Source organism: Thalassotalea litorea, assembly GCF_005843925.1.
Taxonomy (GTDB): domain Bacteria; phylum Pseudomonadota; class Gammaproteobacteria; order Enterobacterales; family Alteromonadaceae; genus Thalassotalea_A; species Thalassotalea_A litorea_A.
The window spans coordinates 155,855-168,827 of the sequence record NZ_VCBC01000008.1 but is presented as its reverse complement, the minus strand read 5'-3'; the positions used below and the strand labels follow the sequence as shown (position 1 = coordinate 168,827).

General features: G+C 45.2%; 8 protein-coding genes. 6 read left to right on the top strand and 2 right to left on the bottom strand.

Going from position 1 to position 12,973, the window contains the following annotated elements:
* The first annotated feature begins 14 nt into the window (after positions 1-14).
* The 4 genes from FE810_RS09650 to FE810_RS09635 all read left to right on the top strand — a co-directional run bounded on the left by FE810_RS09650 (position 15) and on the right by FE810_RS09635 (position 7,728).
* On the top strand, positions 15-2,378 hold the full coding sequence (locus FE810_RS09650) for a beta-galactosidase (protein ID WP_138319896.1): 2,364 nt from the start codon (positions 15-17) through the stop codon (positions 2,376-2,378).
* 250 nt (positions 2,379-2,628) lie between these two features.
* Positions 2,629-3,243, top strand: a complete 615-nt coding sequence (locus tag FE810_RS09645; protein ID WP_138319844.1) for a GntR family transcriptional regulator — start codon at positions 2,629-2,631, stop codon at positions 3,241-3,243.
* Between the two features lie 122 nt (positions 3,244-3,365).
* A complete protein-coding gene (locus FE810_RS09640) occupies positions 3,366-5,354 on the top strand; it encodes a CRTAC1 family protein (protein WP_138319843.1) in 1,989 nt (662 codons plus the stop codon).
* 1 nt (position 5,355) lies between these two features.
* Positions 5,356-7,728: an agarase gene (locus FE810_RS09635; protein WP_138319842.1), complete on the top strand. Its 2,373-nt coding sequence runs from the start codon at positions 5,356-5,358 to the stop codon at positions 7,726-7,728.
* A gap of 654 nt (positions 7,729-8,382) precedes the next feature.
* Here FE810_RS09635 and FE810_RS09630 read toward each other — a convergent pair.
* Entirely contained in the window at positions 8,383-9,303 is a 921-nt protein-coding gene (locus FE810_RS09630) for a helix-turn-helix transcriptional regulator (protein ID WP_138319841.1), read from the bottom strand.
* 178 nt (positions 9,304-9,481) lie between these two features.
* Between FE810_RS09630 and FE810_RS09625 the strand changes: the two genes are divergently transcribed.
* Both FE810_RS09625 and FE810_RS09620 read left to right on the top strand, forming a co-directional pair.
* A complete protein-coding gene (locus FE810_RS09625; protein ID WP_138319840.1) occupies positions 9,482-10,594 on the top strand; it encodes a Zn-dependent alcohol dehydrogenase in 1,113 nt (370 codons plus the stop codon).
* 38 nt (positions 10,595-10,632) lie between these two features.
* A complete protein-coding gene (locus FE810_RS09620) occupies positions 10,633-11,430 on the top strand; it encodes an alpha/beta hydrolase (protein ID WP_138319839.1) in 798 nt (265 codons plus the stop codon).
* A gap of 45 nt (positions 11,431-11,475) precedes the next feature.
* Here FE810_RS09620 and FE810_RS09615 read toward each other — a convergent pair whose 3' ends face one another.
* Positions 11,476-12,957 carry a sulfatase family protein gene (locus FE810_RS09615; RefSeq protein ID WP_306416902.1) on the bottom strand — a complete coding sequence of 494 codons (1,482 nt, stop codon included), beginning with the start codon at positions 12,955-12,957 and terminating at the stop codon, positions 11,476-11,478.
* Positions 12,958-12,973 lie beyond the last annotated feature (16 nt).

Here is a 12,973-nt window from a genome sequence, read left to right as displayed (position 1 = left end):
GTAGAGGAATAATGATGCTAACAACGAAAAAACTCATCTTGGCCAGTATATTGTCTTGCGCCACTTTGTGGGGATGCAGCGCGCCAGAGCCTGCCTCTGATACTAACGCTAACGACAGCAAAAATGAAGCAGAGAAGGAACCTGTTAAGCTCGCTAGCTTATTTGACCTAACCGATGCTCAGCAACGAAGCAAAAATATTAAAGCTTTCAAAGCAGATACAATTTATGACGCGAACAGTGACACCTTAACCGTTAACTTCGCCGCCCAAAAGAACGCTTATAGCTCAGTAACGTTTGTTTCCGAGCCAGGTTGGAACTGGCAGGCCTATCAGGATTTTAATATTGCCTTTGATATTGGCAACCCAGGACAACATTCGGTACAGGTTTATCTGGACATTACCGATGGCAATAACGACACCTATACGCGCAGTGTCAGCATCCCGGTAGGAGCGGCGTCTACCTATTACGCCAAGTTAGCCGGTCACGATTTGGCGACACCGGATGGCGATGAAAAGGTCGAGCTAAATTTCACCTCCGGTCTTCGCTCAAACCCACCAACCTGGGAAAGTGACGAAACACAGTTTGTTTCCTTATGGGGTAAAAAGAACCTCGATGTGTCTGATATTCGCAAAATTTCATTCAGCGTACAAAGTGCTTTGTATGATAAAACCATTACCATCAGCAATATCCGCCTCAGGGAAAATCCGCCTATGGATCCGAGTTTTTTAACTGGGATTGTCGATAAATATGGTCAGAATGCGACGCTTGAATTTACCGGTAAAATTCATAATCAGGCAGAATTAATCACTGCTCGCGATAAAGAATTTGCAGGATTAAAAGAGTCCTTTAGTGACAGCCGATCTAAATTTGGCGGCTGGAAAAATGGACCACGTCAAACAGCTACAGGCTATTTTCGTACCGAAAAAATTAATGGCAAATGGATGATGGTTGACCCACAAGGGTATCCCTATTTCGCCACCGGGCTTGATATCATACGCCTATCCAATACTTCAACAATGACAGGCTATGATTTCGATCAAGGGCTTATTCATCAACGCCAGGACGGTGATTTTACCCCGGAAGACTCGCAAAAATTAAACCGTGTCAGTGATAAGGCCATTGCTACCCGTTATGTCGCATCAGAATTGCGAAAAGACTTATTTAACTGGTTACCGTCTTATGACGAGCCGTTAGGCAAACACTTTGGTTACCGTCGTAGTGCCCATTCCGGCCCACTTCAACATGGCGAAACTTATAGCTTTTACTCGGCTAACCTAGAACGTAAATACGCAGATATCGACCCGGATTATTTAGCCGTATGGCGCGAAGTGACCATTCGTCGGATGTTAACCTGGGGGTTTACATCGTTTGGTAACTGGACCGACCCTATGTATTACGACAATAACAAGGTTCCTTATTTTGCCAATGGCTGGATAATTGGTGATTTCAAAACCGTTTCCAGCGGCAACGACTTTTGGGCACCATTGCCTGATGTGTTCGATCCTAAATTTGAAGAGCGCGCCATGGTTACGTTAAAACAAGTGTCTGACGAGGTGAAAAACAACCCCTGGTGCGTGGGTGTCTTTATCGATAATGAAAAGAGCTTTGGTCGCCCGGACAGCCTATCCTCGCACTACGGTATTGTTTTACATACCCTGGCCCGCGATGGTAATGATGTCCCCACCAAAGCCGCATTTATGAAAGTACTAAAAGACAAATACGCGAATATTCAGGAGCTTAACAATGCCTGGGGCAGTGAAATCGCAAGTTGGGAAGCACTTAACCAAGGGTTTGAAGGGGATGTCAATCACGCAGGACAAGTCATTGATTTTGCTACCTTGCTTTCAACCTACGCAGATAAGTATTTCGCCACAGTGAAAAAGGCGATGGTTAAATACATGCCAAACCATATGTACATGGGCGCACGTTTTCCTGACTGGGGTATGCCTAAAGAAGTGGTCGAGTCGTCAGCCAAATTTGTCGATGTGATTAGCTTTAACTCCTATAAAGAAGGGCTAGTCGAAAGCAAATGGAAGTTTATGGAAGAAATTGACATGCCTGCCATTATCGGTGAGTGGCATATAGGTGCCTCAGATTCTGGTCTGTATCATCCAGGTTTAATCCATGCGGCGGACCAGCAGGACCGCGCTAAAATGTATAAAGATTATATGAACTCCGTCATTGATAACCCTTACTTCGTTGGCGCTCATTGGTTCCAGTACATGGACTCGCCAATCACCGGTCGAGCCTACGATGGAGAAAATTATAATGTCGGTTTTATTAGTGTCACCGATCAGCCCTATCAGCCGATCGTCGATGCTGCTACTGAAGTAAATAGTTATATTTATGAGCGTCGCTTTAGTCGCGACTCAAAGTAATCGATGTGAAAATTAACAACGAATTATTGTGCTTTCATTAGCCATAATCCGCGTGTTAACAAAAAACACAAAGAACGATATATTATGGTCGACACTTTCTATTTTTAGAGTCGACCATCCTGTAAACCACTATAAAAACACATAAATTGGCCTATTAACGCTGTTTTTTGTCGACAATAAATTATTTTACAATTGTCAAGAGTAGTTGGTGTCTTTACAATAAGGTATAGGATTGATTAAGGACAAGTACATGGCAACATCACGGACAACGAAAATTTTATCCGTTAAAGACCAAATCGCAGAGCAGTTGCGTACGGATATTATCTCAGGTGCGTTTCCACCAAATACTAAGCTAAACGAAACCGAGCTGGCCAATCGCTTTGGTTTATCACGCGGTCCTATCCGTGACGTGATTTTACAGCTGACCAAAGAAGGTTTGCTGATCTCAAAGAATAATTGTGGTGCCTCGGTAAATAGTGTGTTGGATCCCAGCATGCAAAAGTTGATGATAAAGCTTCGTCGTGAAATCGAAGTCTTTGCCATTGAACAAATCAATGACACATTGAGCGAACAGGAAATTACCGAGTTGGAAGCTATCCTGGCGGATTTGCAAAAAGCCCTGGATGCCGAAGACTATGCGGAAGTCACCAAAATTGATATTTCATTCCATCGCTATTTAATTAATAAAGCCGGCGGTGATGAATTGGTGAATATCTGGTATCCGTATGTGATGCGTATGCGCTTAAATTACAAGCGTATCAGCAGCAGCTCGCAATGTGTTGATGAACATAGCCGAATTCTCGATGCGCTGAAAGCAGGCGATGTTAAATTGGCGAGCAAAGCCGTGAAAGCGAATATTAAATAGCAGGTTATTATTCACGAAAAACACCCTCGCGGGTGTTTTTTTTATCGCTCACACATATTGTCAACAATTTACATTGTTCAATTTGAGCGCAATTAAGACTAAATAACAAGAATAGGATTGAAATGACAACGTATTGGTTCCGCACTGCCCTGGCCTTGCTCGCAGTCTCGTATAGTCTGACATCTGCTCAGGTAAAAGCCGATTCCAAACCGCCGATGTTTATCGATATTAGCGATTCCATCGGTCTTGCCGAGCCAACCAGCTGGAAATATGGCGGGCCAAGTGTCGCTGACGTGGATCAGGATGGCAGACTGGATTTCGTGTTGCCAAATCATGATCAACACCCTGCCTATCTTTATTTCTCTCAAAAAGACAACACCCTGTTAAAACACCAAACACCAATTGGTCAGTGGGATGCCCATGGTATTGCCCCCGGAGACTACGATGGTGATGGCGATCTGGACTTTCTTGTTTCCCTTGGTGGAGGCAATGGCAGTCAGCCACAACCGCCAAGATTGTTAAAAAACCAACAAGGTAAATTTGTAGATATTACGGTTCAAGCCGGCATTGCCGATATGGGCGCGCGCGGCCGCTCGGTGCGTTGGCTTGATTTAGATGCTGATGGTGATCTCGATTTTCTGCAAATCAATGCAACGCAGATCCAAGGTGAGAAAGGCCCGAGGAATATTCTGTTTGAAAACTTAGGTAATGATACGTTCAAGTATCGACCAAGTCCGGTGTTTGAACAGATGGATGCCGAGCGGGTATTCATTACCGATCTAAATGACGACGGTCGCCCGGATTTACTGGGTTTTGCACCTTATACCCCCTTGGTCATCCTTCAGGCCAGTAGCAATTTTTCGTTTTCAGACGTTACCCATGACCTATTGCCCAGCGAGTTGTCAGAGCTAGCCTATGTCAATGCGATTGCGGAAGCGGATGTCAATAATGACGGACTGATGGATTATTATTTGGCTCGTGGCAAAGCGCTATATCAAATTGCCAATAATAGTATTGAATATGACCAAAGCCACAGACGCCTGGATTTACGTGACGAGGGGAATAAAAGTCAAGATGGCGTCACATTCACCGGTGATCGGCAAGTTTACCTAAGCGACTTTTATCACTTTCCAAGAGACCGAAACGTCACAGCCCTCCCTCTGTATCTGGGTAAAGATAAAATGACCATTGCTGAAGTTACCGATATGACTGCCATCAAGGCCAAGCAAGCGCAGGGCTTTCCAAATCAGCTAGATAAAACCGGTTGGTACTTAGGGTATCTTGGACAAAACCAAGAAGGTAAACATCAATGGCGTTTAGCCTGGCATCTTGCATCCAATGTGGCCTGGGATATTCGTGCTTCCGTTATTGGCGTCGATTCCTTTACGGCCGACTTTGATCCGCAAACGCCCGGTATCGCTGACGTACTCTTGATGGGTGAGGCTCATGCAAATGCTAAAAATAAAAAACCTCAGGTTAGATTCGCTGATGCATCTCATCGGTTGCCACCACTTAGCAAAGACAATAATCAAGGGGTAATTACTGGTGACTTTGATAACGACGGTCGTAGTGATTTCTTTGTTTATCGATTCGGTACCTTAACGCAGCGTCAGGCAGATGTATTGATGCTAAATCAAGGTAAGCGTTTTAATCAAAACACAGAACACGGCGCCACCCACCTACCAGCCAAAGCCCATGGTGATATGGGGGCTGCGTTCGACTTTAACCTTGATGGCAAAATCGACATTTTAAGCGGTGATGATGACAATGGCCGTTGGCATTTGTTTGCCAACCAGTTGCAAAATCAGCACAACTTTATCCGCGTTGAAATTGGCTACTCCGTCAATAACATCGACGCTATCGATCCCATTGGCGCTAAAGTCACTTTGGTCAGCGCTACTTCAACCCAGACTCGGTTTGTCAACAGCCAGTCGGCTAGCCACTCACAATCTCTTATTAACACGCTGCACTTTGGTTTGGGCGAAGATGAGAGCGTAGAGAAGATTGTTGTGCAGTGGCGCGATGGTTCTATTCAAGAAATTAACGATATAACAATAAATCAGCAAGTATTCCTGGGACAGCGACTGATCGCGCCAGGTAAGGGTAAATAATATGTATAAAAAAAGCCTAATCGCGATTTCAACAACCCTAGCACTTACCTTAACTGGTTGCGGCGGCTCCGGTGGCGATGATTCACAAAAACCGCTAAAGGTGGAAGACACAATACCCGCCCAATTTAGTTTTGCCAGTGTTACGGATGCTGCCAGCAATACCTGGATTGAATCACAGAGTATTACCGTAACCGGCATTAGTACTGCCACCGATATCAGCATCAGTGGTGGTGAATACTCAGTAAATGATGGCGAATTTACCTCTTCTGCCGGTCAGGTAAACAGCGGCGATAATGTAAAGGTGCGGATTAAGTCATCGACAATGGATGATACCAGTACGCAATTATCGCTAACGATTGGCGGCGTGAACGCAACCTTTATCGTAACCACAGGGTCGGTATTTTCAGGCGTTGTTGTCGACATCAACTTTGATACGGTGCACAAGGTTGGCGGTGTCAGCGAGTTTTCCAGGGACAAGTTTATTACCATCCACGCCGATATCACCGAAAACGGCTGGCGCGGAGGTAATGTTCATAGTGCCAATGCGGAAAACGAAGATCCAAACCTGCTCGAATCATTTGCTAACGGTTATGATGTTTACTTTGGCCGAAACACCGGCGGCATGACCTGGCAGTTAAGCCAGATTGCAGAAGATGCTTCTCGTCCAGGATTTGCGTCCGAAGCGGATGCGACGACCCGGGGTAATGGCCAAAAATGGGGATTTAATAACTACACAGGTACCCACTGGGATACCATAAGGTCGCTTCAACACCGCGCCCTTGGTATGGTGGTAGGTGCCCAGCAACACCCTTATTGGCCAGACGGTACCCTTACCGCTCAAGGCTGGGCACTATCGCAAACCGACACAGTCGCAGAACCTTTTGGTACCGCGACGGGTCATTATATGGGTCAGTATGTCAGCAAATATTTCGATCCAAATCCGAATGATAATGTCGCTAATGGTCAGGTTAAACCGCCATATGTGGAAGTGATGAACGAGCCATTGTACGATCTGGTAACCGATCGCGAAGGTCAGTCTGATCAGGTAGAGCCTGCAAAGATCTTTGAATTTCACAATGCCGTAGCCAATGAAATCCGCAAAACAAACCCTGATGTTCAGGTAGGTGGATACACGGTAGCGTTCCCGAATTTTGATTGGGATAACTTCGAGCGCTGGGAAGAAAGAGATAAAGCCTTTATCGATATCGCCGGAGAGAATATGGATTTCTATGCAATCCATTTATATGACTTCCCTGCCTTTCAAAATAAAGAGCAATATCGCAAGGGCAGTAACGCCGAAGCGACAATGGATATGCTTGAGCACTATTCGTTACTTAAGTTTGGGGAAACGAGACCGCTAGTCATTTCTGAATATGGCGCCGCAATTCACTCGATGTTTAAGCAAGGCTGGAACCCTGAGCGCAACACATTGCAGATGCGAGCGATTAACTCGATGCTGATGCAGTTTATGGAGCGCCCGGACATGATCCTTAAAACCATTCCATTTATTGTGGTTAAAGCGGAATGGGGTCGTACCGAGGTACCTTATGGCCCAAGGTTAATGGTGCAAAAATTTGAGCGTGATGGCGATGCTGCCGGTGACAAATGGGTATATTCAGATCTGATACAGTTTTATCAGTTATGGTCTGAGGTAAATGGTACCCGCATTGAAACAAAAGCCAGTGATTTGGACATTCAGGTGGATGCCTATGTCGATGAAAAAACCGCACATATCATTCTCAATAGTCTCGAATTTACCGACACGGATATTAACCTCAATGCCTTTGGATTAGACAGTGCCAATATAAGCAAGGTTGAAGTTAAGCACCTAACCACCGTAGATAATGCCACTCAGGCATCGGCAATTGTTGAGTCGGCGTATAACGAATTGCCCGAGGTGATAACCTTAGGTGCTGAAAGTACCATGATTGTTAAAGTGACGTTTGATAGCGCACCGGCGTTGGCTAAGACTGTTGCAGAAACCAAGTATTATGGTGAAAGCTACAAGCAGGCAATCGTTGCTAATGAACTCATTACCAACACGCTAAATGGCATTGTTTTAGATGACCATGGCGAAGCGATATTACGATTAGGTATTGGTCGCGATCATGGAAAATCGCTATTGCCGGAGGTATCCATCAACGGCACGAGCTTAAATGTTCCGAAAGATTTTCGCGGTTATGATCAGCAAATGGGCAAAAGCTCAGTTGCACGCGATGGCTTTTACGGCGTGATCGAAATACCAGTGCCTTATTCAGCCCTGGCTGAAAACAATGATATCAGCATCCGCTTTAGCGATACCGGTGGATTTGTCGCCAGCACCGCATTGCAGGTATTTAACACTGAACAACCTCTTGGCCGGACAATTCAATAGAAACAATTGTCCGCCCATTTGAGGCTTCAACAAACGCTAGCCAGAGCCACTTTGGCTAGCTCCCTCACTTTCTATCTAATACCTTGCAGTTTCACCCATTGCATCAATTAACACCTGTTTAGCTCGCATTTACCTAACTCATTTCATTGCGCGACTCAGCTAACGTTTTTAACTGTGATTTTATTAAGACACCCACGGCAACGAATGCGAGTTCTTACATGGACACCCACCGTAATATGCAAAGTTTATGGCCCTAAAAGCGGAGAATTATGCATGTAATTCTTCGAGTTGCATTCTGTTAGATTTCTAAAAACTGTATGGCTTATTTGCGACGTTACAATGGGTGTCTTGATAAGGTTTTAACATACGTCCATCAGGACGCATAGCATGGCGCCTGTTAACTCAATAGGTGCAGCTAATAATCTGTTTTGAATTGCAAATCGATTTGGCGGTTATCGATTGTTATTAAACACTGGGATAAATGGTGCTTGCAAGTTTTCCTCCTCCTTCAGTTATGGCTTTTGTGTCGAAGTCGGAAAACAAGCCTTTCGGTTTAATTACAGTGGGTGTCTTGTTAATTTTTGGCCGTAATTACCATGGGTGTCTTAATAACTTTGCCGTTTGATTACAGTGGGTGTCTCGGTAACTGATATTTTAATTCCACTGGCCGTCGCTGATATGGGTTAACAGTTTTTTACGAAACTGTAATGGCGTTTCCTGATACGTTTTTTTGAACTGGGCAATAAAATGTGACGGGTTGGCAAAGCCTAAATCGTAGCTTATCTGGGTAATTGAGCGCTCACTTTGGCTTAATTGTCTGGCGGCAATTGCCAGTTTGTGGCGCACCACGTACTCGGAATAGTTACAGCGAAATACGCGTTTGAAAAGACGTGAAAAATACGACGGTGATAAAAAACATTTTTCAGCGGCTTGCTCTAAGGTCAGCTCAATGTTCTCATCATTTTTAAATAGTCCCATCAAGGGTGCCAGACGGGCAAAACCGTCACGAACCGGCAACGCCGTCTGCTCTTGCTGTTGCAAAGGCTGATAAAATTCCGCGACGGTAAGAATTAACAACCTGATCAGTGCCTGACTGTGAGCACTATGAGGGTCTTGCTTATAGCTTTGCTGCAACCATTTTACCAGGGTCAATAAACGCTGATGAACGTCTTTCCCGTGATTTGTCTGCGTTTCTTTGGGGTGCAAGTTTTGCGCATTATTAAATAGTGTGGCTAATGTTTTGAGTTCACCATGATTGAATAATGAGGGTAAGAACTGAACGATATACCAGCTTTTTTCACCCGTCGATAATTCGAAATCGTGGCTTTCCATCGCAGGGGTGAACACCACACTGTTATCAGCAATGGCAGATTGGCCACGCATGTTCAGATAAAACCCATCAACCTGCTCAAAAATAATAAATTCGTGCACCTCATGAAAGTGCATCAGGCAGGAATAATGATCATCTGGCAAATAACGCACATGATGAACTTCAAAGGTCAGCCCCTGCTCGATGCAATAGGGTTCGCAATAAACCTGACGGGTTGCTGACTTTGTTTTTCCGGAATTTGCCATGGTCTCGACCGCTCTCCAACAGAGCAAGATTTTAATAATAATTATCTTCTGATGAGTTTATCACAGCTTTTTCAGTGAGTAACAGGGCATAATTTTATTATTTTATAGCTTCTTGCTGTCAAAAACTTTACTGACTTCATGATTTAATGAACGCTAAACAACAACTAGGTGTTATTTCATGCAAGCACGCGCAATTATTTCCGATGGCAAGGGCAATATGGCTCTGAAAACTATCACCGTGGGTGAACCTGGCAATGATGAAGTTCAGGTAAAAGTTATGGCCGCAGGTCTTTGCCATACGGACTGGGATTCGATCCAGAACTGGAACAAGGAATTTATCGTAGGTCACGAAGGCGCGGGTATCGTTACTGCTGTAGGTTGTGAGGTGAGCTCCGTCGCCGTTGGTGATCATGTCATATTGAACTGGGCGATCCCCTGTGGTGAATGCTTTCAATGTGGTGAAGGCAACCTGCATATCTGTGAAGTTAACTCCCCCGTTTGTAGTTGTGACCTGAGCGGTCATGCACACCCACAAGCCTGCACTCAAGATGATATGCCTCTTGAGCGTTCATTTCATCTGGGAACCTTAAGTGAATATACGGTGGTAAAACATACCGCTGTGGTAAAAATGCCGAAACACATTCCGTTTGCCAGTGCATCTATTGTTGGCTGTGGCGTAATGACAGGCTGGGGATCGGTCATTAACGCCGCCAATTTAAAAGCGGGCAGCAGTGCCTGTATTATTGGCTGTGGTGGCGTCGGCTTAAACGCAATTCAGGGCGCCAAGCAAGCTGGCGCTTACCCGATTATTGCCATCGATATCAATGAAGCACGACTGGCACAGGCTAAATCCTTTGGCGCCACGCATGGTATTGTCGCTGCTCGTGATGATATCGATTTTGTTGAAGTCGCTGCCAAGGTTAGGGAAATGTTGGGTGGCCGAGGTGCCGATTATGCGTTCGAGTGTACTGCTATTCCGGCTCTTGGCTCTGCGCCATTAGCGCTTATTCGCAGTGCAGGCACCGCGGTACAGGTAAGTGGTATTGAACAAAGAATCGATTTTGACTGTGAACTGTTTGAATGGGATAAAATTTATATCAATCCACTTTATGGCCAGTGCAATCCGCAGCGAGATTTCCCAGTGCTGATTCGTCTATATGAATCCGGACAATTGAAACTGGATGAACTGGTCACCAATACCTACACCCTGGAAACCGTCACCGAGGGCCTTAACGACATGCTAGATGGCAAAAACGCCAAAGGTGTGGTCCTGATTGGTCAACAGGGTTAGTGGCAACAGGGTTAACGGCAAAAGATTAAGGATTAACAATGGCAATTTTAAGACTGGAACAATCTGACAATCAGTACACACCAGAGAAGCTAACGTTGTTAACGGTTCATAGTAGCCATACATCACGTCGTCATTCGGTCAGTGTTTACAACGCCCAGAGTACAAGTAAAGACTTACCCGTGGTTATTTTGATGCATGGAGTTTATGGCGATCACTGGTGTTGGATGCACTTAGGTGGCGCTCATGTCGTCTATGAACGGTTGCGTCAGCAAGGTCTTAACGAGTTTGTTCTGGTGATGCCTTCCGATGGTGGTATTGGCGATGGCAGCGGCTATTTGCCGCTGGCTAACGGCGAAGATTATGACGCCTGGGTAACCGATGATCTGCGCGCGGCTGTCACGAAAACTATCGATTGTGTGTCAGCAAAGAGTCGCTGGTATATCTGCGGGTTATCCATGGGTGGTTTTGGCGCCTTGCGCCTGGGCGCTAAATATCCGGATAACTATCGGGGAATTTCCGCTCATTCCAGTGTTACATCGATTGCCGATTTAAAACTGTTTACCGATGTAGATGAGAAGCTATTTACCGCAAAGGTGTTGGCAGAAAGTGAATTATTACCCTGGTTCATCAAGGCACAAAGCCTGCCGCCACTAAGGCTCGATTGTGGTATGCAGGATGAGTTATATGGTTCGAACTTAGCGCTTAGTAAAACCTTGAACGATGCTGGCATCAAACACAGCTTTGAGGCGTTTTCTGGCGGCCATGAATGGTCGTACTGGCATCAACATTTAGAAGATACGCTTAACTTTTTCAATCAGATAGAGTTAGGGCAATAGCCTTAACTCACTGTTTTTAGCCGACCACTCACTACTTTCCACTTACTACTTACTATCCTCTGTTACCGCTATCTGATATGGCACTTTGTTCTCGGCTTGCTGTTTACCCTGTTGATACAAGCGTTGATAGAACTCTTGCTGCTGTTGCTTATAGGGGAGCGCCTGTAGCAAAGGCGTAGTCTGATTATCCAGATTCCAGGCATTCCAAAGCCCTGCCAACCGTTTTTGCAGCTCTGGCCGCTTACCAACCAGATTATTTTTCTCAAAAGGATCACTTTGCATATTGAACAAGCTCAAGCCGACACCGGGCAAGCCCTGATTTAAAAATTTGGCATCTGGGGTTCGCACCGCCCAGATATTATCCGCTTCTTCAAGGCGCCAGAATAACGCCTGATGCGGCGAACCGGTCTTTTCTCCAAGCAGATACGGCATCAGGTTTACCCCATCTAATTGTTTTACATCTGCATTTGCCAGAGCAACCGAAGTAGCGGCAATATCTAAGGAAGATACTAACCCGTCAAACTGAGTACCGGATTTAATTTTCGCTGGCCAATGGGCAATAAAAGGTACATGAATGCCACCTTCCAACAGGCTGACTTTACCCCGTCTGAACGGTCGATTATCGGCCCAGTTTTCCCAGGCATTCCAATACTCGGGATATACGCCGCCATTATCCGATAAAAAGAAAATCAGCGTATTGTCCAATTGTTTATTGCGCTTTAACGCCTCAACCACTATCCCGATCCCAGAATCCATGGAATCAATCATCGCGGCATAGATACGGCGATTTTTATCTTCGATATGCTGATACTTATCAATTAATACTTTTGGCGCATGTAATGGTGCATGGGGTGCGTTATAGGCAAGATATAACATGAAAGGCTGGTGCGTATTATCGATAAAATCCGCAGCATCTTTACTCAATGTCGTCGTCAGATATTCATTAAATTCCGCCGACTTACCATTGCGCTGCAAAGGCACATGGTAAGCATTGTCACTGACTGTGACCGAGTCAGGAAAATAATCATGCCCACCGGGTAAAAATCCATAAAAATAATCAAAACCACGGTTGTTTGGGTGAAAATTTGGGTGCGAGCCTAAGTGCCATTTGCCGATAACTGCCGTTTTATACCCGGCATTTTGCAAGCGTTTGGCAAAGGTTTGCTGCTCAACCGGTAACCCCATATAAGGGTCCTGTGGTGAATGCGCGGCGTTATTTTCCATGCCAAACCGGGCCTGATGACGCCCGGTTAACAGCCCTGCTCGTGACGGACCACAATAAGGATGGGTGACATAGCCGTTGGTAAATATCACACCATTGTTAGCAAGACTATCAAGATTAGGGGTGAAAATTTCTTTGGAACCGGTAAAACCGACATCCGAATACCCCAAATCATCGGCAAAAATCACAACGATATTAGGCGCTTTGCTCTCTGCCGATTTCACGCTGGGGTTCACACCAAGCAACAAAAACAATAGTCCGATTGTTTTCGTCAAAGCCTTAGTCATTGCGATTGTACGATTCAAGCAAGATCTCCGTTAT

What these genes read in the sequence shown, in the direction of transcription:
- FE810_RS09650 (WP_138319896.1), top strand. Translation starts at nt 15, where the DNA reads ATGCTAACAACGAAAAAACTCATCTTGGCCAGTATATTGTCTTGCGCC.
- FE810_RS09645 (WP_138319844.1), top strand. Translation starts at nt 2,629, where the DNA reads ATGGCAACATCACGGACAACGAAAATTTTATCCGTTAAAGACCAAATC.
- FE810_RS09640 (WP_138319843.1), top strand. Translation starts at nt 3,366, where the DNA reads ATGACAACGTATTGGTTCCGCACTGCCCTGGCCTTGCTCGCAGTCTCG.
- FE810_RS09635 (WP_138319842.1), top strand. Translation starts at nt 5,356, where the DNA reads ATGTATAAAAAAAGCCTAATCGCGATTTCAACAACCCTAGCACTTACC.
- FE810_RS09630 (WP_138319841.1), bottom strand. Translation starts at nt 9,303, where the DNA reads ATGGCAAATTCCGGAAAAACAAAGTCAGCAACCCGTCAGGTTTATTGC.
- FE810_RS09625 (WP_138319840.1), top strand. Translation starts at nt 9,482, where the DNA reads ATGCAAGCACGCGCAATTATTTCCGATGGCAAGGGCAATATGGCTCTG.
- FE810_RS09620 (WP_138319839.1), top strand. Translation starts at nt 10,633, where the DNA reads ATGGCAATTTTAAGACTGGAACAATCTGACAATCAGTACACACCAGAG.